The sequence below is a fragment of the Paenibacillus sp. GXUN7292 genome, from assembly GCF_050864975.1.
In the GTDB taxonomy this organism is placed as follows: domain Bacteria; phylum Bacillota; class Bacilli; order Paenibacillales; family Paenibacillaceae; genus Pristimantibacillus.
The window spans coordinates 73781-95726 of record NZ_JBOZWO010000028.1; the positions used below are offsets into that span (position 1 = coordinate 73781).

At 44.3% G+C, this 21946-nt stretch carries 15 protein-coding genes; 7 read left to right on the plus strand and 8 right to left on the minus strand.

Going from position 1 to position 21946, the window contains the following annotated elements; genetic code table 11:
- Positions 1-7 precede the first annotated feature (7 nt).
- The 8 genes from flgL to ACRRU2_RS20295 form a co-directional block, all read right to left on the minus strand.
- A complete protein-coding gene (gene flgL / locus ACRRU2_RS20260; protein WP_432504503.1) occupies positions 8-916 on the minus strand; it encodes a flagellar hook-associated protein FlgL in 909 nt (302 codons plus the stop codon).
- A 25-nt stretch (positions 917-941) separates the two neighbouring features.
- Positions 942-2534 carry a flagellar hook-associated protein FlgK gene (gene flgK, locus ACRRU2_RS20265; protein WP_432504506.1) on the minus strand — a complete coding sequence of 531 codons (1593 nt, stop codon included), beginning with the start codon at positions 2532-2534 and terminating at the stop codon, positions 942-944.
- Between the two features lie 21 nt (positions 2535-2555).
- Positions 2556-3065 (minus strand): flagellar protein FlgN, encoded by a 510-nt coding sequence (locus tag ACRRU2_RS20270; RefSeq protein WP_432504508.1) that lies wholly within the window; start codon positions 3063-3065, stop codon positions 2556-2558.
- A 24-nt stretch (positions 3066-3089) separates the two neighbouring features.
- Entirely contained in the window at positions 3090-3356 is a 267-nt protein-coding gene (gene flgM / locus ACRRU2_RS20275) for a flagellar biosynthesis anti-sigma factor FlgM (protein WP_432504511.1), read from the minus strand.
- Positions 3357-3632: 276 nt separating this feature from the next.
- Positions 3633-4058 (minus strand): TIGR03826 family flagellar region protein, encoded by a 426-nt coding sequence (locus ACRRU2_RS20280; RefSeq protein WP_432504513.1) that lies wholly within the window; start codon positions 4056-4058, stop codon positions 3633-3635.
- A gap of 89 nt (positions 4059-4147) precedes the next feature.
- On the minus strand, positions 4148-5185 hold the full coding sequence (locus ACRRU2_RS20285) for a ComF family protein (protein ID WP_432504515.1): 1038 nt from the start codon (positions 5183-5185) through the stop codon (positions 4148-4150).
- Between the two features lie 2 nt (positions 5186-5187).
- Complete coding sequence (locus tag ACRRU2_RS20290) at positions 5188-7473, minus strand: helicase-related protein (protein ID WP_432504517.1); 2286 nt, start codon at positions 7471-7473, stop codon at positions 5188-5190.
- 1283 nt (positions 7474-8756) lie between these two features.
- A complete protein-coding gene (locus ACRRU2_RS20295; RefSeq protein WP_331697703.1) occupies positions 8757-9233 on the minus strand; it encodes a hypothetical protein in 477 nt (158 codons plus the stop codon).
- Between the two features lie 215 nt (positions 9234-9448).
- On the opposite strand from ACRRU2_RS20295, the gene ACRRU2_RS20300 reads away from it, so the two are divergent.
- From ACRRU2_RS20300 to ACRRU2_RS20330, 7 genes are all read left to right on the plus strand, one after another.
- Complete coding sequence (locus tag ACRRU2_RS20300) at positions 9449-12523, plus strand: chondroitinase family polysaccharide lyase (RefSeq protein WP_432504519.1); 3075 nt, start codon at positions 9449-9451, stop codon at positions 12521-12523.
- A gap of 85 nt (positions 12524-12608) precedes the next feature.
- Positions 12609-14882, plus strand: a complete 2274-nt coding sequence (locus ACRRU2_RS20305) for a helix-turn-helix domain-containing protein (RefSeq protein WP_331697705.1) — start codon at positions 12609-12611, stop codon at positions 14880-14882.
- Positions 14883-15072: 190 nt separating this feature from the next.
- Complete coding sequence (locus ACRRU2_RS20310) at positions 15073-16050, plus strand: ABC transporter permease (protein WP_432504523.1); 978 nt, start codon at positions 15073-15075, stop codon at positions 16048-16050.
- Between the two features lie 29 nt (positions 16051-16079).
- Entirely contained in the window at positions 16080-16967 is an 888-nt protein-coding gene (locus ACRRU2_RS20315; RefSeq protein ID WP_331697706.1) for a carbohydrate ABC transporter permease, read from the plus strand.
- Positions 16968-17007: 40 nt separating this feature from the next.
- Positions 17008-18645 (plus strand): sugar ABC transporter substrate-binding protein, encoded by a 1638-nt coding sequence (locus ACRRU2_RS20320; protein ID WP_331697707.1) that lies wholly within the window; start codon positions 17008-17010, stop codon positions 18643-18645.
- Between the two features lie 107 nt (positions 18646-18752).
- Positions 18753-20237, plus strand: a complete 1485-nt coding sequence (locus ACRRU2_RS20325) for a sulfatase family protein (RefSeq protein ID WP_432504526.1) — start codon at positions 18753-18755, stop codon at positions 20235-20237.
- 21 nt (positions 20238-20258) lie between these two features.
- Positions 20259-21683, plus strand: coding sequence for a sulfatase family protein (locus tag ACRRU2_RS20330; protein WP_432504528.1), 1425 nt, complete (start codon positions 20259-20261; stop codon positions 21681-21683).
- The last annotated feature ends 263 nt before the right edge of the window (positions 21684-21946 follow it).

Below are 21946 nucleotides of genomic sequence, written 5' to 3' on the forward strand. Positions count from 1 at the left end.
TCAGTTATTAACGTAAATAATCTGCCAGTGACATTTGAAGTATTCTAGCTCCAGTGGAAAGTGATGCTTGCAAAACGTTCTGCTCAAGCTGCAGCCGTATAATTGCATCTGCCATATCTACATCTGCTACTTGAGACTTTAATGTCGTAAGACTTAGTTTTTCATCGTCTATTCTAGTTTTAATCAATTCAAAACGATTCATACGCGCCCCAACCTCTGCCAGGTTTTTAGAGTTTTTACCAATAGCAGCATCGATATCATTCAAGTTAGCAGAAAGAGCAACCGTATCGTTATTATTCAAATTAGTAAGAATGTTATCAAACATTTGAAACACATTATTACCAGGTACAGGCGGCGGTCCAGGTTGGCCTGCTTGACCGAATATGTCTTCTCCCGTAATACTAACGGGTACAGTGACAGCTGAACTTACATTTAAATAGTAGACACCAGGGTCTGTCGTTTCGAAAGCAGCATTTGCCGAATATGGTTTTATATCCGTTTTTTGGCCATTAAATATATATCTTCCATCATACGTACTATTGCCAATTGCAATCATTTGTTCTTTAAGTTGAGTAACTTCAAGTGCTATTTGCTGACGCACCTCATCCGGCACAGCACCATTGGAAGCTTGATTGACTAGCACGTTCAAACGCTGAAGCACTGAATTTGCTTGCTGCAGCACGGAATCTGTCTGGCTTAGCCAACCAACTCCTGTATTAGCATTTTCCATAAACTGCTCATTTCTGCTCAATTCAGTTGTGTAACGCATCTGGAAGCCAATGCCTACAGGATCATCACTTGGCTTGCCTATTTTTTGCCCGGTCGATAGCTTGTTTTGCCAATCCATAATATTGGTATTGTTATTGCGCAAGTTACGCAGTAGTTGAGTATTTTGCATGGAGCCTGTTATACGCATTATCTGTCACCCCTAAAAAGTCGCATTATCTACCTACAAGACCCATACTGTTAATAACTTTATCCAGTAGTTCATCAACAACCGTCATATTACGTGCTGCCGCTGTATATGCATGCTGGAAACGAATCAAGTCAGATAATTCTTCGTCAATAGCAACACCGCTGGTAGACTGTCTGCGTATCTCTACCCCGTCAACCATATCCAGGCTCGTTTTATATTTACTGTTAGCAACACTCGCTCTAGTTCCGAGGTCACTTACAAATGCTCTAAAGTAATCATCTGTCGTACCCGTGGACAATGCTGTCATACCGCTTGGAAAATTAAATTTAACATCGCGCAGAGATGTTAAAGCTAATGCAATGTCACTGTTCCCCTTTAATGCTATCATGTCGCCGTTGCTGTCACGCTCGAACTGGCCGGAGGCAGCAACTTTATTCGTATCCGCCTGAATATCAAGATTCACTTGAATATTATCGATTGTAAATGGGCTGCTGCCATCTTTCGTTGTAAAGAAATTAATCCCTGTCTCTGCAGGTTCATTTAATGAGTAACCAAGCTTATGTAGTCCGTTAAAACCCGCTACTTGGAAAGTCACACTTGATGTAATTTTTGTATCAGCAGGAATTGTCGTTCCAGCTGTATAAGAAACCTGATTACCGCTGCTATCAACACCTGTTACATCGTTAAGAGCAACCATATCCGTACTCGTTTTATATCCATTAGGCATCGTTACTTCGATTTGACCGTTCACAAGTGTATCCACGAGTGCGTTCATTTGATTACGAACTAAGCTAATTTCCGCTAACGATTTGTTATAGCCCGCAATCTCACCGCTTGTAATATTAGTTACATCAGCTGCAGTTAACGCTGTAGGCTCAGCGCCATTCAGTACTTGAGCACCGCCTACATATAGAGACACCATTCCGTTAACATCCTCGGCATACTGTACGTCTACTATTCTGGATAAATTATCAATCAACAGGTCTCTTTGATCTTTATAATCATTGGCATGATCGCCAAGCGATTCAACTTTTCTAATAATTTCATTCATTTGGGCAATGTCAGAAATGATATTATTGGCTTCATTAAGCTTGATATTAATATTGGAGTTGATGTCATTCTCAAGAGTAGTGAAGGATGTGCCAATATGATTAAACGTATCCGCTAAATTTTTAGCATTCCCGATAAAATCAACTCGAGCACTTAATAAGTTGGGGTCACGATTTAACACTTCCAATGAATCCCAAAACTTATTCATTACAGTGCTTACTCCATTTGTTGAAGGCTCGTTCACAATCGCCTCTATCGAACGCATTGTAGATTGATATATTGAATTTATGCCCAAGTTTTGATTTTCGCGTCTAAACTGTAGATCCAAATAGCTGTCTCTTAACCTGGTGATGCTGGTATATTGTACACCAGTTCCAATTTGGCCAGGTGTATTTGGTCTTGTAAATCCCGGCGCGTAGACTGGAATAGCAGTTGATAGATTTACACGCTGTCGGCTATAGCCCAATGTGGAAGCATTAGAAATATTATGTCCAAGTGTATGCAGTGCAATAGAGTTTGTAAGAATTGCCCGCTTACTCGTTTCGAGTCCATGAAATGTTGAAACCATTTTGCTCCTCCTTATGCCCTTTTAATATTTTGCATCGTATAGTCCCGTACGTTTTTTGGGCTGCTGTTGGTAAGTTGGCCGTTGATAGGTTACTTCTTCCTCTTCAGGACCACATAGCACGTCTAATGAGAAATTTACATATTCTAACGATTGCTGAATGAGCTGCTGGTTTAATTCATTTGCGTGCTGTAATTCAGCAGTAACGGTTGCCAGCTTATTCTTTACATCTAATAAAACAAGTTTCTCATCCGGTTTTGTGAATATTTTGATTAAATCAGAAAGTGTTAATTTTAATTTTGGCCTTAAGCCTAATTCTCGCTGAATAGCTGTCATATAACCGCGTATAGTCGATTCAAGCTCTGAAATAGGTTGTACTAGCCTGGATTCCTTTTTTGTTGCAATATTTACTTCTTCAATTTTATTATGAATGATGGATACTTTTTTCTCTTGCGCAATAGATAACAACTGTTCGTATGCAGATAATAATTGCATCAATTGATCAACAAGCTTTTGAAAAGTAGTCTGTTCCATTTGAATACCTCCATCCTTCAAAGCCTATTTCAAATATGGAAGAAGCTTCTCTGCAATTTTTCCTGCTTCTACATGATAGGTTCCCGTTTGAACAGACTCTTTAAGCTGATTTATATAAGCTGCGCGCTCTGGATGCTCCGCTCGACTGTTATTCAGCATCTTTTGTGCCGTCTGCGAAATTTGAACTTCGTCTTTTGTCCTTGCTTTTCGACTATCGTCCTTACGATACTCATTTTGAACCTGATATGTCTTACTAACTCCATTTATACGATTGCTATCGTTAATTTTCATCTCTTCACCTCATCTAACAACCAAGTTCTCTTCCCTCGTAACCCGATTATGTCTACAAATATTATCGGTTCGCTTTTATCATTACTTTATAGTCAAATTCATAAAATGCTGGCAATAACCCTATTACGGCTTACTTTTTTCAGTGTAAAAGAATCTACCTCTCCATAGTATGACAAATTAATGGTAAACGTAGTATGATATCTTCTGCCTATTATTAACATAGTAAAAATGAAAAAAGAGTACCCCCTCAGTTTAGTAAGAAAGTACCCTGTCATGTTAATGTCTGTTCTTATACTGTTCAAGTCCAAGGTATGACCCGGCCTGCTTTTGATGCTGCTCTTTAAAATACTCCTGCTTTTTGGCATCCAAATGCTGCATATCACTAGTATCCCTCAGTAATCTTTTTCTGCATGGATCGCAAAGATTATTATCGCGAATCATCGTTCCGCACGATTCACAAGGATAGGTCATATTAGGCGCGTCCATTAGCGATATCCGGCCTTCGCGTATAAACTTGGTGATCTGTCTAATAGAGACGCCTGTTTGATCGGAAAGTTCCGTAATCATCGCACCTCTAAATTCACGCAAATATTCCGCACAACGCTCATATTCCTTATCTATTTCTCTAATACACACTGGACAAACATCACGAAAGTTTTTTGCGAACAGTTTTCCGCAGCGTGGACAATTTTCTAAGCTCATAGTAATAAGCCTCCTTCAATTAAGCCCCATCTTCTCTATATTTTATCGGCATTTTGCTGCATTTTCATTAGAAAAAAATTAAAATTTTACTACGACCTGGCCCATGTCAAGAAAAATATTTCCATAAAAACAGAAGGGTCGTCAATTTCAGCTGTTTGCAGTGCTTTAGCGCATGCATTGGCTGTGGCGCCCGTCGTATAAATATCGTCAATGACAAGCAGGCGAACACTCGTTTTTTTAGCTTGAATAACCGCTGCTGCGTTATGCTTTCTTTCATGTTTTATATATTTTATAAAGCTATTCAATTCTGCTGTTCGCGCTTCGAATAAATGGACTGCACTGCTTATTCTGGCTTGGCGGGATTGCAGACTCATTTTGTCAGAGTGGCGCGTTCTGCCCAGCAGATTGACAAGCGGCAAGTTATATTGATCCGCAAGCATCCGAGCAAGCTGCTCCGCTTGATTAAATCCCCGCTCCAGCTCACGTTCTCTGCTTATTGGCACATAGGTAACTGCATCCCATATAGACTGTGAAAGATGCGTGAATTTATGTCTGATAAAGTTTAACTTCTGTACTTGCTCAAGAAGCGACAGCTTTCTTTTCTGCTTATCATGCCTGTTATTTTTTTCAAAGTGCTGTTGACTAGCTATTAAAGCTTTACCGATGTCATTTGTTAATTTTTCGTAAACAGGAAAAAGCATATGGGCAAGCAATATGGCTTTATCCTCATTGCCGCGATATTTATAAACAGCAAGCCAATCCCGCATTTGGTCATCGTATTTGACACTGCTGCGATTGCAAATAAAATAGGTGCTTTTTCTGCGCAAACAATCGTCACATTGCTCGTTTCTTCCGCATATAGGGCATCGGATGCCGTTAATCCAAGGTATCGTGCGAAAACAAGGACCGCAAAGGCGTGAGCGAAGCCACTCACTGTCCAATGGGTAATATGCTTGTTCTCCATGTTGGCTTCCTATGGATACATCAGACGCAGAAACAGCCCCGGCTACATGCTTAACAGCCTGTCCGCATTGAAAGCATGCTTCAACCTGCGGTCCAAGAAAGGAAATACTATACTGAAATGCATTGCTGCATCGTTTCCATAGCTTTCGCCAAATTGCATCCATCCTTATCTCCCTCCATGCCCTTTATTAGCAGCCTTTAAATACCCTTGCTTGCGTGCGATTCTGTTCATGCTGCGAATATGCCTAATAGCTCTTTGCTGCGGCTGATTGTAGCTGTTCGCACAAAAATATACTTTTCCTGCCGGATCATCAGCAGATCTGCCTGCTCGCCCAGCCATTTGTACTAATGATGCCTCATCAAATAAAGCGCCGTCCGCATCCATAATGTACACATCGCTGCGCGGTATCGTTACACCCCGCTCCAATATGGTCGTTGTTACGAGCAAGCGAATATCTCTTTTGCGAAATTGCTCGACCTTTGCAGCCCGGTGTTCATCCTGTGAGGAGGTGGCTGCTATGGCGGCACTGCGCAGCTTTTGGCGAAGCAGCAGTGCAAACGGCTCTGTCTGCTCGATTCGCTGAACGAATAAAAAAATTTGCGCCCCGCGAGACCAGGACTGCTGTAAAGCATTCATTAGCTTAGCCGGCAGCTTGCCCGTAGCGAGCAGCACGGCTACCTTCTGTGTAGGGATCAAACGGGGCACTGGCAGCGGGTGCCGATGAAAGCGTACAGGAACTTTGGCGTGCGGGAGCAAGCCTCTTCGGGCCTCTCTCTGCAATAAATATGGCGGAGTAGCGGATAAAAAAATTCGTACGGCTGTATGCTTGCCGCTCTTTCCGGCAGCATAATGCAGTGTGGCATCATTTACATAGGGAAAAGCATCAAGCTCGTCAATAATTACAAGATCAAAGCTATTTTCAAAGCGCATCAGCTGATGCGTAGTAGCCAGGGTAATATCTCCGCGCTCCCAGCGCTGCTTACTGCCGCCATACAGCGTCACAACGCTTTGCTCCGGAAAAGCACGGCGAATGCGGGGATCAAGCTCTATGACCACATCCCTTCTTGGAGTAGCAATAAGCACTCTGCCGCCTTGCAACAGCATGGACTCCACTAGCGGAAACACCATTTCTGTTTTGCCGGCGCCAGTGACCGCCCATAACAAAAACCGGGGATATGATTTGCCTTCTGGCACCTCTTCCTTTCGAGAATGAGCGGAATGATTTATCAGCAGCTTGAGCTTACTGCTTAAATGAAACAGCCTATGGACAAGAGTACCACCATCCTTGTCGGCTCTCTCTTTCTGATAATCTGTCAGCTCTTTCCTATATGCGTTAGCTTTACCCGATCCGGTAGTTACCCTAGACATGGCTTCTCTTGATTGCATATGTCTTAAAGCTTGCTTGGCGCCGTTTTTTTGGGGCCGTCCTACTTTTCCGTCGTCCCTGCCTTCAATATAGCGAAGCGCTGTGCGCGCAGCCGCCGTCTGGGCTGCGCTAAGCCTCCAGCGCTCCAGGCGCTGCTGCTCGGAGCGCGCCAAAAGCTCCACGGATCGCGGCGACAGCGCCCGATCCGCCGCCAATTGCGCTGCTCCCCGAATGAGCAGCGCGCATTCACGACTGCGCCCCATTGTGAGGCAATGCCCACAATAGGCGCAGTCGCTCTCGCCGCACGCCGCGCAGGCCGTGCGGCGCAAGGCTTCTCCGCTGCCGCAGCGCTGGCAGCGGAGCTCCGTCCCCGCTCGCCGATCGCTTGCGGCGACGGAGCCACCCAGGCGCAGCTGCCCGTGCAGCGCAGCAAGCTGGATCGCCTCCGTGATCCAGCCCGCTGCCCCGGGCAGCCCGCCTAAGAGGGCGTGCGCTTCTGCGCTCAGCAGCGCACGCCCCTCAAGCAGCTGCAAAGCCTGCTGCGCCAGCTTCGCGATATGAGCGAGCTCGCTGTCATACCATGCTCGCTCGTCCCCTTTCAGTGCAACCAAAGGAAGCAACGAAGCTTTCTTTCTCCCATCCGCACCTTCACTCATTATCTGACGCCGTTTCTTCCATTCCTCGAAACCCATATTACCGCTTGGAACAGCAGCAGGCTCCTTTGAGTGTCGGCTGCCCTCGCGAGACTCCTGCTGCACTTGTGTAGCAATTTGAAGCAATCGTCCGCCAGCATCCAACTCACTAAACACTTGGCCAGCGTCATTGGAGCCTCGTCTCTCCTCATCCATATTAAACAACCACGCTGCTCGAAATGCCTGCCCAAGCGGCAACGGCTGCCCCATGACCAGCCCCTCTTTAAATAGTCTTTTCTTATCTATTAACTCCGCATCCCTTTTGTTCGGCACTCCCGCATCATCCGTTGTCCACTTATTTAAACTCCAATAATGCCAATCTACCAAAGGCGCGATCGTAGCATAGGCTTGCCAACTATTCAACTTTTTTACTATGTATAGATATGCCTTCATTTTTTTCCCTCACTTTGCGATTTACTGCCACTCTGGAACTCTAAAGAAACCCGGTGATACTATTTCATCAAAAACAGCCGCTTTCAATTTGTAATGAAAGCAAAAGGCGCAATTTGTGAACAAAGTACCATTTTGAGACTCCCTCCTGCACGCAATGCCTTCCCTTCCGATTCCCTGAGCCCTCCCCACAATAATTCGCTGCTTCCCTAGCTAGCCGGTCAGACGTTCCGCTATCACGCCCAAAAGAGCAGTTTTGAGACGGTAAAGTGACACACGTTCCGTTATTGATCCATATATAGCAAATAAAGCTCCCTTTCGAGCCGAATAGCGGAACGTGTGACCGCGAAATTTTATAAAACGCGTTTTTGAAGCAAATAACGGAACGTGTGTCCATGTCGCGATTCATTGCGGGCAACTATGGATAAGCCATGAGAAAAGGGAACGAAGAGCAAGGTTGGGAATGAAGAAGCAGCAGCGTCCGCCTTTGTAGGCCAATTTTTTACAGGGGTTATTGCATCAAAAAAATTGGACTACAACAGCGATCGGAATATCCCAACCTTGATTGTAGTAGCATCCCTTTCGATTGCTTTTTGCCCTATCCATAATTCGCTACTTCCCTAGCTAGCCGGTCAGACGTTCCGCTATTACGCCCAAAAGAGCAGTTTTGAGACGGTAAAGTGACACACGTTCCGTTATTGATCCATATATAGCAAATAAAGCTCCCTTTCGAGCCGAATAGCGGAACGTGTGATTGCGAAATTTAAAAAAACGCGTTTTTGAGGCAAATAACGGAACGTGTGACCATGTCGCAATCCATTGTGGGCAACTATGGATAAGCAATGAGAAAAGGGAACCAAAAGCAAGTTTGGGAATGGAGAAACGGCAGTGTCCGCCTTTGTAGGCCAATTTTGTCCTTTACTGGGGTTATTGCTTCAAAAAAATTGGACTAAACAGCGATCGGAATCCCAACCTTGATCGTAGTGGCCTCCCTTCAGATTGCCTGTTGCACTATCCGCTATAATCAGCACCCCAGCCAAGGGCGTATGGAGAATTTGTCGATTCATTATGAGTAAATTTGCACGAAAAAAAGCACACCCACAGCCGCTATCAGCTGTAAATGTGCTTCATTTTCCTTATTATATCCCATAACCATGAACAAGCCAATCCTGCACCGTGCTGTCAAAAAAATAAGAAGCTCGAACAGTCCATCAAAAAGCTTTTGAGCTTTTGAGCTTTTGAGCTTTTGAGCTTTTGAGCTTCTGAGCTTCTGAGCTTCTTGGCTATTAGTACGGAAGCTTGGACAAATCGGCAGGATTATGCAAATCAATTAATACCGCACTGTCGGAAACGCTAACAACACCTTCGTTTTGAAGGAGCCATAGCCATTGATCGGCATTGCGGTGGCTGGGCGCCGTTTTTTCTTTGCTTGGCGCTTTCTTCTGCTCGGCCCGATTGTATGCAGCATGAACCTTGATCTTCTCCTCTTCTCGGGAAAAACGATTTACAATGGCCAGCTCTTCCTCAGACAGTCCATTATCAACAACTGTTAATTGGACGTCTTTGCCAGACGTTCTCGAAAATGAAAACAAAGAGCGTAAATGCCACTCTATATTCGTCTGTCTTTGATCCGTAATCAAAACATAGTGACGCCCGCCCATTTTCTTGCGTTCAGAGCTCCTGTTCAAATACCAATGCATAAAATGAACCAAACCCGCTGCAGCCAGATAGCACCCGATAACAGTAATGAACACTATAACCATATCGGTCTCCTCCTCTTGATTTCACTATATGCGGGGAGACTCTGATCGGTTACGTGTGAAAGAGTTTGTCTATTCTGAATTTGCCCGCGGTGTTAACCGCCCCGCCAAGCACCTTACAAATTGAAAGCAAACAATTACAAATTGTCATTGTTTTTGATTACGATGCATCTCTATAATAGGAATAGTGTCTAAAAATGCAAGGAGGAAATAGACAAATGACATCAGCAGAATGGAACGGAAGGATCTATTCATTCGAGTCGGGAATTCCCGATGGCTTCTCAACGACCGAAGGCTCTAGCTTATCCATATGCGAAACGAGGAGCAGAGATGGCAAGCAATCGCTGCAATGGAACTACATGCCTGGGGCAAAATTGACAATTAAAGGTCCAATCGGCTTCCAGCCGTTTGTTCCAAATCCGCATAATCAAGCTATTGATACGTTTGGAATTTGGATCTTTTCGCAGGAGCCTTCCGACGAAAAGCTATTATTTGAATTTGGGAAAGATGAGCGCAAGGATTGCCATTTCGAGGTTGGGTTAGATTTCAAAGGATGGCGTTCAGCCAGAGTGGCTTATGAACGGGATATGACCGGCGAACCTCTCAGCGACATGCAAACGCTTACTATAGTCGCTCCTGCTTCGGGGCAAGGGGTGCTGCTGTTTGATCAGATCATAACGTCAACTCCTGTTGACCCTCGCCACCATACGAGGGATCGTCAGGTGCCTTTTGTCAATCTGCAGGCTGATCAAGCTGCCAATAGCCACTGGCTCGGCTTGTTGCGTATGGATGAGGTATTAGAGCAATGGAGAGCAAGAATAAATATAGATGAGATGAAAATTACAGCAGAGGAAATGGCTTCACTCGCACTTATCCAGGAGCGATGGGATCATTACTTGCTAGAATTAAATGAGTCTGAACAACGTTCCCTGGAAGAACAGCAGCAGTATTACTCTCAGCTGTTGTATGCAGCGGAAAACGGAATAGCCAGACCGCAAACAATAGATGTTATTCATATAAAAGATTTTTATCCTTTACATTGCAGTAAGGAGCTGTTAGAGCTCACCAATGCGGCGGATTTGCGTGAAGTGTCTGAAATGCTGTTGGCAACAGCAATCAGTTATCGTCAATCGAGCACAGTCGCAGAGAAGAATAGGCTGCAGCAATGGTTTATAGATACTGTCAAGCATTTGGATCAGCAGGGCTGGGCATGGGGCAGCAGCCAAGGAACAGTACACCATCTCGGTTATAATATAATCAGCTTGTATCCTGCTTATTTTTTGATGCGGGATGTATTGCTCCAAGAAGGTTTACTCGAGCAATCGCGTAAAACACTGGAGTGGTACAGCGGACTGGGACGAATAGCTTTTGCGGATGAAGAGATTGAAGGCAATGCGGATATATTTAATACAACGTTAGCCGGGATGCTTAGCTCCGTTCTATTGACTGACAATATGGAGCAAATGGCAGCTACTCTTGGCAGACTGCAGCGCTGGATGGAGCTTTCAATCATGCCAGCCCGTGGTTTGATGGCAATATTTAAGCCCGATGGGGCCGGTTATCATCATGTTAATCACTACCCTGCTTATTTAATAGGCTGTCTAAAGGGTCTCACCCCTGTCATTCGTATATTGAGCGGAACTTTATTCCGCATACCCGAACAAGCCCATCAAATGATTCGTCATGTGCTGCTGGCTATGAGATTTTATAGCAATAAGACGGAATGGCTTATTTCTATATCTGCCCGCCATCCAACGGGTAAGTGGGGACTTGACCCTGAGCTGTATCGTGAGATGGCTTTGGCAGGATCGCCTGACGGAAAGCAGGCCATTGATGAAATAATGGGAGCCGCTTACCTGCGATTGCTGCCGAGCGGCGCCACCAATGAAACCGTCGCCCGATTGCAGTCCTGCGGCGTAGAGCCAGAGCCGGATCCGAATGGACATTGGACCATGAATTACGCTTGTGCAGCGTACCATCGCAGAGATCATTGGCTTGTTGGCGTTCGCGGCTTCAGCCGTTATATATGGGGTAATGAAACCTATGTCAATTGCAATCTGTACGGCAGATATATTGCCTATGGCCATTTGGAAATTATGGCTTCAGGCCAGCCTGTCAATCACAAGGACAGCGGTTATGATCCAGAAGGCTGGGATTGGAATCACTGGCCAGGGACAACCACAATCCGGCTCCCTTATGATAAATTGCGGTCCGATGTAAGGAATGTTGATAAATTTAGCGGTTATGAAGAGATGACGATCTCAGATGAGACATTTGCAGGCGGATTGTCTATAGATGGCTTAGACGGCATGTTTACCATGAAGCTTCATGAGCATGGCAAGTATAATGGCAGCCATCGTGCGCGCAAATCCTATTACTTTTTCTCCAATATGATTATCGCGCTTGGTTCAGATATTGAGAATGATGATGCTGAGCATGCTACAGAGACAACGCTGTTCCAGCAGTGTATACTAGACGGAAAAGATACAGTGGTACTGAGTACTGCTGGCAGAATAGAAGATTTCCCAAAAATAACAACGTTGGAAATAAGTGAGCCTGTCTGGATGCTGGATACGCGCAGCAACGGATACTACGTACCGGCAGGTCAGCAGCTGACGATTGCGAAGCAGCATCAGATAACACCGCATCAGAAGGATGATTCCAAAACCGAGGGCGACTTCGCATCTGCTTGGCTTTCGCATGGACATGCCCCGCAAGCCGGAGAGTACGAATATGCTGTACTCGTTCAATCGGAAGAAGCCGAAATGACAGCATTCGCACAGGCACAGCAGCAAGCAGATTCAGCAGCCTATTCGGTTATCCGCAAGGACCGCGGAGCGCATATTGTTTGGGAGAAAGCGAGCCGCACAACTGCTTACAGCTGCTTTGAAGCAGGACATACTGCAGATCATGCACAATATAGTGACCATTTAAGCCGCGATGGCTCCCTGCTATTTGTCGATACGCCGTGCATGGCCATGCTGCGCGAAGCGAAAGCAGACAAGCTGCAGGTCAGTGTCGTTGATCCTGACTTAAGGCTGTATGAAGGCATAGAACCGGATCAGCTCGATGAGCAAGGAAATCAGCGTGAAGTTAGCTTGTACTCCCGTACATGGGTGGAAGCAGAAGGTGCAGGGCATACATTAACGATGCACATAAAAGGCTGTTGGAATCTAGAGCAGCAAGATGAGCGGGTGCAAGTGTCGGCTCACGATTCTGAGAGCACTGAGCTGCGTATACACTGTCAGCATGCCGAGCCGGTTGAGTTCTCGCTTGTTAAATGCTTTGATTAATCGAGTTAATTTCATAATACGGATACGAATTATGAAATGGAGTCCATCGGATTAATAGGAACGAATACTAAGGGAGGGGATTGTAATGGGGGTTAGACGGTGGAAGCGTATATTTCATTCTGTGCTTTTTAAATATTTGGCATCCTACGTCATCGTACTTATCGTGCCGCTGCTCGTTCTTGGTTATTTTGGTTATGATCAGCTCAAAGCAACGATTGGCGAACAGGTGCGTGATAATCAACAGAAGCTTCTAAATGAAGTAAGAGAAGACATGGATCAGAAGTGGACGCAAATGAATCAGATGGCGAGCCGGCTGGAGACACATCCTATGCTGACACCGTATGCCATTTCAAATTATTTTGCAGCATCCTATCATTCCAATCCCTTCCTCGATTATATGGTGTCTAACCCTTATTTGCAGGAAATTGTCTATTATATTCAAGGAGAGCCGTATTTGTATGCTTCCGCAAGTACGTACCCAATCTCTTTATTTATGAAGGATGTTTATCGCTTCCCGAATTGGAATATAGAGCAAATGAAGCAGCAGCTGGATGAAATTAAAGAACCCGTACTTCGGCCGGCTGAGGACGTAATATTAGCCAATGGCACCAAAGAACGTTTGATTTCTTATATTGTGCCCGTTCCTTATGGCAGTACAAAGCCATATGGCGCTGTCATGTTTATGATCAAAGAGAAAAACTTTTTGGAGTATAGCCGCTATATGGCAGGTTATGAACGAGGAAGCTTGCTCGTTATCAGCCCTGATAAGCGCATTATCGCCGCACACAAAGAAGATCAAATATCGGTCGAGAATAGGATTGAACAAATGCCAGGTCATGCCCGTCAGGGTGCATTTTCGGTTGAGCAGATCAACGGTGAGGATTACTACCAAGCGGTCATGGAGTCAGGCAGCAGCGGCTGGAACTATGTCATGCTCAATCCGGTTAAGGATGAAATTGGTCCAATGACTTCTGCAGTGGAACAGTGGATTCGCACGATGCTAATGATATTAATTTTAGGCGGCGTCCTCATATTTGCAGCTCTTTATTATAACTACTCCCCTATCCGTAAGCTTGTACAGCTTGCAGAGCATTACTGGGGAAAAGCAGAGGATAAAATTAACGATTTGGAGCTTGTACGTACTTTCATGCATCGCGCAGTTGAGAAAAACCGGCAGCTTGATGAACAAATGAACGAAAATCGCTATGTCATCAAACAGCATATGCTGCTTGAACTGTTAAAGGGAGAAATTGAAAGCCTAGAGGAATGGAACCTGGAGGCTGAAGAGATCGGCATTCCTTTTCTTCATAGCCATTGTATATGTGTGTTGGTCGTCGAATATGGCGAGCACAATAACAAGCTAAAGCAAACGCTGCAGACGGAAATCGAAAAACGAATGTCTGGCGATATTCAAGGCTATTGCCGGGATACGCTTGACGGTCAGAAGCTTATTGTCATTCTCGCAGTGAATCCAGAGGGAGATTTGCTCAAGCACTGGCTTCAGCAGCTTCATCTTGATCTGCAGCATCAGTCATTCAGACAGCTAGTTATCGGAGTAGGCAATACGTATGAAGGGCTGCAGCATGCAGGCCGTTCATGGATAGAAGCATCTACGGCAGTCGATTATAAACTTATTAAGGGAAGCAATAAAGTTATTTATTTTGAGGAACTGGGGCTGGAGGAGACCGACTCCTTCCATTATCCGCAGCAGGGAATCGACCGTTTAAAACTGCAAATCAAGCAAGGACAGACGGATCAGGTATCGGAGACGATAACAAAAATCACACAGGAGATCAGTCAGTATCGTACGACGCTGGTAGTAGCCCGCTGCTACTGCTACGATTTGATTACAGCTATCAAAAATACGGTACATGAAATTACCCTTGAGCATCCAGAGCTTCATATTGAATTTCCTGATATATGGTCGCTGATGGATTTTACTACGGTAGAAGAGCTGTCGTCCTTAATGATTGATGCTTGCGTTAATTTAACGACTACCATTCAACAAGCCATTCCTCATAAAAAAGATCAGATGATGAATGAAATGACCAAATACGTACAAATGCATGCTACACAGTATCATTTTTCTATTCAGCAAATGGCCGATGACTTTCACGTCTCTACTTCCTATTTAAGCCGTTATTATAAAGAGAAAACAGGCAGCACCTTGAGCGAGCTTGTCAATCAGATTCGTATTGACGAAGCCAAAAAAATGCTGCGTGAAAAAGATTGTCCTGTTAAGGATATAATTCAACAAGTCGGCTATGCCGATCCTTCAAGTTTTACAAGGAAGTTTAAAGCTTTAGTCGGGCTGACACCAGGGGAATATCGCAGATTAAACAGCAGCAGTGGTGATTGAATGATTTTAATGGTTCGTATTTTGCATAGTATAATGTCAAATTTAGCATAGTAAATAGCTCAAAAGCATGATGAAATCCCCTCTAATCAGGTCAGGTTCAAATGTTGCACAGCCGAACCTAATCTCGCTTATGGGATTTTTTTTTATGCTCTTGTACGCTATAAGCATGATCGATGCGGAGGTGACAACTATGAAAACTGAAAACGCTGTCAAGCATACAGCAAGCATGAAGATGAAACCTAAACAGGAAGTGAGGAAGACTTTGAAACCAATACTAAAGAGGATGCTGTCATCCTATCAATTATATTTGTTGTTGCTTCCGACTATGGTGTATTTTGTTATGTTCCACTACATTCCCATCTATGGAGCACAAATAGCATTTAAAAACTTTATTGCCATTAAAGGCATTGCAGGAAGTGATTGGGTAGGCTTTGATCACTTCACACGATTTTTTCAATCCTATCAATTTTGGACTGTACTGAAAAACACACTGGGCATTAGTGTTTATGAGCTGTTAGTAGCCTTTCCAGCACCAATCCTGCTGGCTTTATTACTGAACTCCTTGACGAGTGAGCGTTTCAAACGGTTCGTGCAAACGGTTACCTATGCGCCCCACTTTATATCAGTTGTTGTTATAGTCGGGATGCTGGGCATCTTTCTTTCGCCAAACAACGGCATTATCAATGAAGTCATAAAGGCCTTTGGCGGTGATCCGGTCTTTTTTATGGGAAGTGCGGGATGGTTTAAAACAATATTTGTATTTTCCGGTATCTGGCAAAACATTGGCTGGTCCACCATTATTTATTTGGCTGCGCTTACTTCTGTGAACCCAAGCCTTCATGAAGCCGCTGTCGTCGACGGGGCTACAAAGGTACAACGAATTACGTATATTGATTTTCCATCCATATTACCGACCATTATTATTTTGCTCATATTAAACGTAGGTAACTTTATGGCTATCGGCTTTGAAAAAGTATATCTCATGCAAAACTCACTTAACGTAGATTCTTCTGAAATTATTCAAACCTATGTATATAAAGTAGGCTTGTTGAATGCCGAATACGGTTATTCTACAGCAGTTGGATTGTTTAATTCTGTTATTAACTTTGTTTTGCTTATTACAGTCAACTGGACCGCGAAACGATTGAAGCAAAATAGCTTATGGTAAGAAGCTAGAACGAAAAGAAGGTGAATGGAATGAACCATTTAAGCAACAGCCGTCAGGATAAAGTTTTTGATGCAGTAAATTATATATTACTCGGGATTCTTTCCTTAGCGGTCATTTATCCGCTTTACTATGTACTTATTTCATCCTTTAGCGAACCGAATATTGCCGGCGGAAGTTTACTGATGCTGCCCAAGGAATTCACATTGGAGGGTTATTCACGGATCTTCGCAGATTCTTCCATATGGATGGGATACCGCAACACTTTAATGTACACCGTATTAGGTACAACCATTAACGTCGTGCTGACACTGACAGCTGGATATGCCTTATCCAGACGCGATCTGTTCGGACGCAACGGCTTTATGTTCGTTATCGTATTTACCATGTTTTTTGGCGGGGGACTTATTCCTACCTATTTGCTAGTTAAAGATCTGGGAATGGTTAATACGATATGGGCGATGGTTATTCCTAATGCCGCTTCTGCTTACTACATTATTATTACGCGTACTTTTTTCCAGACGACGATACCTGGCGAGGTTCTAGAGTCTGCACAAATAGACGGGACGTCTGATATTCGGTTTTTTCTGCAAATTGCTCTTCCGTTATCGCTGCCTATCGTTGCGGTTATGACGTTGTTCTATACCGTCAATCATTGGAACTCGTACTTTAACGCGCTCATTTATTTGAAAGAGCATAGCATTCAGCCGCTGCAAATCATTTTGCGGAACATATTGATCAGCAACGATATTTCCGAAATGTTCGTTGAGGAAGTGCATGATCTGGCGGAGCAGCGCCGCTTGCTTGAGCTGATGAAATTCGGAGTAATCGTCGTTTCCAGCTTGCCGGTACTCGTGCTCTATCCATTTTTGCAAAAATATTTTGTAAAAGGTGTTATGATTGGTTCTCTGAAAGAATAGAGCGCCTGTTCATAAATATAACAAAGAGGGGAAGTTGTAAATGAAAACTAGAGGAAAAGCAAAGGGTCTGCAATTAGTTGTTATCGCATTGTTGATTATGTCGCTGATGCTGGCGGCTTGTGGTGGAAAATCGACGAATAACAACCCTTCCAGCACTCCAACGAAAGAGGGAGAAACAGCGAAGGACAGCAATTTTAATACAGAGGGCTTTCCCATTGTGAAGGATAAAGTAAAGCTGAAGATTGCCGCCTTCCAAACGACTTCGGGCAAGCATTTCAACGATTATGGCTTTTTTAAAAAAGCTGAAGAAGTAACAAACGTACAAATCGACTGGGATTTAAACCCTGGAGGAAGCGCTTGGCAAGAGAAGAAAAACCTATTATTTGCAAGCAGTGAGCTTCCAGAGGCTTTCTATGGTCATGGTATTTTGGATGAAGCAACCGATATAGTCAAATACGGCTCACAGGGAGTATTGATCCCACTTGAAGATCTGATCGAAGAGTATGCGCCAAACTTAAAAGCTTTGCTTGAGGCAAGACCGGAGATTAAACAGGCACTTACTTCTCCTGACGGTCATATCTATTCGTTGCCGACTATGAACGACACGTATGCAGTATCGAAACCTGCCCTGTTTATTAATAAAAAATGGTTGGACGAGCTAGGTCTTCCATTGCCTAAAACAACAGAAGATTTCTACCAGGCACTAAGTGCGTTTAAGAAAAAAGATCCGAATAAAAATAACACGGCAGATGAAATTCCATTTACGTTTCTATCCAGCGATTGGAATGCCAATCTTGCTTCCTTCTTTGGCTCATTCGGTTTGCTAGACCGCCGCGACCATATTATTGTAAATGATGACAAAGTTGTCTACACAGCTGTTCAACCAGAATACAAAGCGGCAATTGAATATTTTAATAAAATGTTCAAAGAAGGCTTAGCTGATCCAGAGAGCTTCACGCAAGATAAAAATTTGTTTACAGCTAAAATTAGTCAAAACAATATGATCGGCGCCTTTATGGCTTGGAACTACGACAGTGTCGGACTGCCTGAAGATCATGATTTCGTGCCGCTTGAGCCGCTTGCCGGTCCGAACGGCGATCAAATGTGGGCAGGCTTCCAGCCAGGCATTCTATTCAAAGGCTCCTTCGCTATTACAAGTGCAAACAAAAATCCTGAAGTAACGATTCGCTGGATCGACTATATGTTTGATCCGCTTGTAAGTATTCAAGCTGTCCATGGTATGATTGGCACCAATCTAATTGAGCAAGCAGACGGTACATTTAAAGTAGCACAAGCACCAGAAGGCAAAACATCAGCTGAATTCAGAGAGTCGCCGGAAACATCAAGAACGGTTTATGCTCAAACAAAAGAAATGCAAGAGAAAATTATTAATGAGCGTCAGGTTAAAATGCCTAAAACCGAGTTAGACGATTTATACGGCCCTTACCTCGTTTATAATGAATTTCCTAAAGTTTATATGACGGTTGAAGAAAATAGCGAGTTGACACGCTATAAAACAGACATTGGCACGTACGTAGAAAAAATGTATGCACAATGGATGCTTAACGGCGGAATTGAAACAGAGTGGGACGGTTATGTACAGCAAGTGAATAAAATGGGTCTGGACCGCATGATCGCCATCTATCAGCAGGCTTATGACCGTTATAAAACGAATTAATATTTCCAAACAACCCCCTGCAAAGATTAAGCCCCGCAGGGGGATTTATTTATAAATAAAAGAGGGACAGCAGAGACGTTTATCCTTGTAAGGAGTGACATCGTTATATGCAAAAGAGCAGCAAACCTCATGTCGTTATAATTATGGCCGATCAGCTGCGTTATGATGCTTTGGGCGAGCATACGCCCCATCTGAATGAGGTGCAATCAGAAAGCATCGACTGGAGCAGAGCCTATTGCGCTTCACCATTATGCGTGCCTGCCAGAGGGGCCTTCTTTACTGGAAAATATCCCAATGAAACAGGCGCTCTTCACAATGCAAAAATTGAACAGGAAAAGCAATATGGGATGGTAGGCAAAAATCACAGCAGCCTATACGAGCTTGCTGAAGAGGAGTGGGACAGCTGGCATACTGGAAAAATGGACTTTCGCACAGAAAAGCAAATTGAGAAGCTGCCGGACACGAAAACAAATTGGCTGCCATTAGAGCCCCGCTATTATCACTATTTGGAGGAGCATGGAAAAAGACGGCCTGGCGGGGAATCCTTCAAAGGGCGTGTTCCTGAGCTGGCATATGGGCGTATTACGCGCACACAAGTCGTATCGACACCAGAGATCGGCTGCTATGAGGAACAATTGGACTATTTTTACGATGGATTTATTTTAAAAGATACACTTCATGCATTGAAAAATAGAAATCCGAATAAGCCGCTTATGTTGAATGCTATGTTTTTTGCACCTCATCCTCCAATTGATATTCCAGAGCCCTGGTTTTCTTTAATAGATGATGTGAAGCTTCCGGAAAACGTAGGCATATGGGGAAAAAATCAGTCGCCGCTGCAGCTGTATAATATTACGGGAACGATGGGAGCAAGCGTATCACGAGCAAGATGGCAGGAGATTTGGAAGGCTTATCTCGGCTATGTCGCACTGCTGGATCATTGTGTAGGCGAAGTTATCGCTGAGCTGAAGCGTCAAGGGATTTATGAAGATACCCTTCTGATCTTTACGAGTGATCATGGAGAAATGCTGGGCTCGCATCGATTGTGGCAAAAGATGTGCATGTATGAAGAATCGATTCGCACGCCATTATGGATGAAGTTTCCCGAAAAGCATAATTTCAAGCCGCGAGTAATCAATAAGCTGGTCAGCAGCATCGATATTATGCCGACGTTATGCGATTACTTGAAACTGAACAAAGCCCCCGAGGACATGTCAGGTATTTCACTCATGCCATTCATTGAGACAGAAACGGAAGAGTATGATGAAAAAGATACACAGTCCAAGCAGCGTTCCATATTCGTACAGTATGATGGCAATGGCTCCAGCAGCAACTTTTCCCGGGCGATCGTACAAGAGGATTATAAGTTAATTGTAGACTGGTTTAAGGATGAACTGTATATAGAGCTGTATGCCTTGCAAGAAGATATGCAGGAGCTGACCAATCTCGCGTTCGATGAAGAACAGAATGAGCGTTTGGACAGCATGCTGGAGCAGCTTAGGGCGCATATGAGGAAAACTGGGGATCAGCTGTCGCTTCCAGTAAATGCGAGAGAAAATTTCCAAACCGTCTATCGAGAGTTCGCGCAGTAAGGATAAAGGAGTGCACTTCCAATGAATAAACCTAATTTATTGTATGTATTTGCAGATCAATGGCGCAGACAGGCAATTGGCAGGGCAAAAGCAGATCCCGTTATTACACCTGTTATGGACCACTTTGCTGAAGAAAGTGCTGAATTCAAACAAGCGGTTAGCTGTACACCTCTTTGCTCCCCGCATCGAGCCGCTCTCTTGACGGGAAAATATGCTCTTTCAACCGGTGTATATACGAACTGCAAGCTGGGACTAGACGTTATGCTTTCCCCAACAGAGAAAGGAATTGGCGTAGTACTAAAAGAAGCAGGCTATAACACTGGATATATTGGGAAGTGGCATTTGGATTTGCCTGAGCAGCAAGCAGCAGACAACCCTCCTTCGGGCGCTAGGCATTGGGATGCCTATACGCCTCCCGGCCCGAAGCGGCAAGGCTTTGACCAGTGGTACTCTTATGGGGCGTTTGATCAGCATTTTGCGCCACATTATTGGCAGGACTCGGAGCAAATGATTGAGATTGAGCAGTGGTCGCCTGAGCATGAAACGGACAAGGCGCTCGCTTTTTTGGATCAGCACAGCAGCAGAGCTGCTGAGCAGCCCTTTGCCTTGTTTTTGTCATGGAATCCGCCGCATAGTCCTTTCGATCAAGTACCGGAGAAATATAAACAGCTGTATGCGGGATTAGAGCTAGAGATGCGTGCCAATGTTACAGCCAGTGATCCTCTTCTCATTCATACAGGGGAGCAGGTTGCAGGCGGCAAGGAACGGCTTGAAGAGCATACGAGAAATTACTTTGCTGCGATTAGCGGATTGGATGAGCAATTTGGCAGGCTGCTCCATCATCTGCAGGCATTAGGATTACATGATAATACGATTGTTGTGCTTACTTCCGACCATGGCGAGCTGCTTGGATCTCATGGTATGATGGCCAAGCATTCCTGGCATGAGGAATCGGTTGGCGTTCCTTTCATGCTTCGCTGGCCGCAAAAAGTTAAACCACTAGTAACCGATTTGCCGCTTAATACAGTAGATATTATGCCTACACTATTAGGATTGTGTGAATTGCCGATACCAGAAGCCGTTCAGGGTGAAAATCTTTCTGATTTACTAGTTGGTGATGCAGAGCGGCATGATGATCGAACCGTGTATTTGAGCGCATTCCCTGGAAGACTTGAAGCGATTGAAGCCTTTCGTGCAGCCGGTTTGGACAATCGGAGGTTTGGCTGGCGTGCAGTCCGGAATAAAAGATATGCCTATGTCGTTAACAGAGGTTATTTTCCTGGAGAACCCGTACAAAAACTGCTTTATGATTTGGAAAAGGACCCTTACCAGCTCAGCCCTCTCCTTCTGAAGGAGGCATGCGAGCATCCTGTTGCTTTGCAATTGGAAAACGAGCTGGCAAAATACTTGAAGCAGTCAGAGGATACATTTGACTTAACAGACTAAAAATACGCCAAAATGAAGGATACACGGCTTCGTCGTCCTTTGGGTAGGCGTGTTTACTGATGAAATACAGGAACAGGTATAAGGTGAAAACTGTAACGGTTGCCACAGAGCCTATTCGTTAATAAATAAGGTGTTTTAAAATCTAACGGTTGCCATTGCCGCTATTCAATCCATATCTGCTAAAAATACGCCAAAACACCGAAATAGCCGCTAATTCAACCGTTAAAAAATGTAACAGCTTAAAATCAGCCCTTTAGCGGCTG

What these genes read in the sequence shown, in the direction of transcription:
- flgL (WP_432504503.1), bottom strand. Translation starts at nt 916, where the DNA reads ATGCGTATAACAGGCTCCATGCAAAATACTCAACTACTGCGTAACTTG.
- flgK (WP_432504506.1), bottom strand. Translation starts at nt 2,534, where the DNA reads ATGGTTTCAACATTTCATGGACTCGAAACGAGTAAGCGGGCAATTCTT.
- ACRRU2_RS20270 (WP_432504508.1), bottom strand. Translation starts at nt 3,065, where the DNA reads ATGGAACAGACTACTTTTCAAAAGCTTGTTGATCAATTGATGCAATTA.
- flgM (WP_432504511.1), bottom strand. Translation starts at nt 3,356, where the DNA reads ATGAAAATTAACGATAGCAATCGTATAAATGGAGTTAGTAAGACATAT.
- ACRRU2_RS20280 (WP_432504513.1), bottom strand. Translation starts at nt 4,058, where the DNA reads ATGAGCTTAGAAAATTGTCCACGCTGCGGAAAACTGTTCGCAAAAAAC.
- ACRRU2_RS20285 (WP_432504515.1), bottom strand. Translation starts at nt 5,185, where the DNA reads ATGGATGCAATTTGGCGAAAGCTATGGAAACGATGCAGCAATGCATTT.
- ACRRU2_RS20290 (WP_432504517.1), bottom strand. Translation starts at nt 7,473, where the DNA reads ATGAAGGCATATCTATACATAGTAAAAAAGTTGAATAGTTGGCAAGCC.
- ACRRU2_RS20295 (WP_331697703.1), bottom strand. Translation starts at nt 9,233, where the DNA reads ATGGTTATAGTGTTCATTACTGTTATCGGGTGCTATCTGGCTGCAGCG.
- ACRRU2_RS20300 (WP_432504519.1), top strand. Translation starts at nt 9,449, where the DNA reads ATGACATCAGCAGAATGGAACGGAAGGATCTATTCATTCGAGTCGGGA.
- ACRRU2_RS20305 (WP_331697705.1), top strand. Translation starts at nt 12,609, where the DNA reads ATGGGGGTTAGACGGTGGAAGCGTATATTTCATTCTGTGCTTTTTAAA.
- ACRRU2_RS20310 (WP_432504523.1), top strand. Translation starts at nt 15,073, where the DNA reads ATGAAAACTGAAAACGCTGTCAAGCATACAGCAAGCATGAAGATGAAA.
- ACRRU2_RS20315 (WP_331697706.1), top strand. Translation starts at nt 16,080, where the DNA reads ATGAACCATTTAAGCAACAGCCGTCAGGATAAAGTTTTTGATGCAGTA.
- ACRRU2_RS20320 (WP_331697707.1), top strand. Translation starts at nt 17,008, where the DNA reads ATGAAAACTAGAGGAAAAGCAAAGGGTCTGCAATTAGTTGTTATCGCA.
- ACRRU2_RS20325 (WP_432504526.1), top strand. Translation starts at nt 18,753, where the DNA reads ATGCAAAAGAGCAGCAAACCTCATGTCGTTATAATTATGGCCGATCAG.
- ACRRU2_RS20330 (WP_432504528.1), top strand. Translation starts at nt 20,259, where the DNA reads ATGAATAAACCTAATTTATTGTATGTATTTGCAGATCAATGGCGCAGA.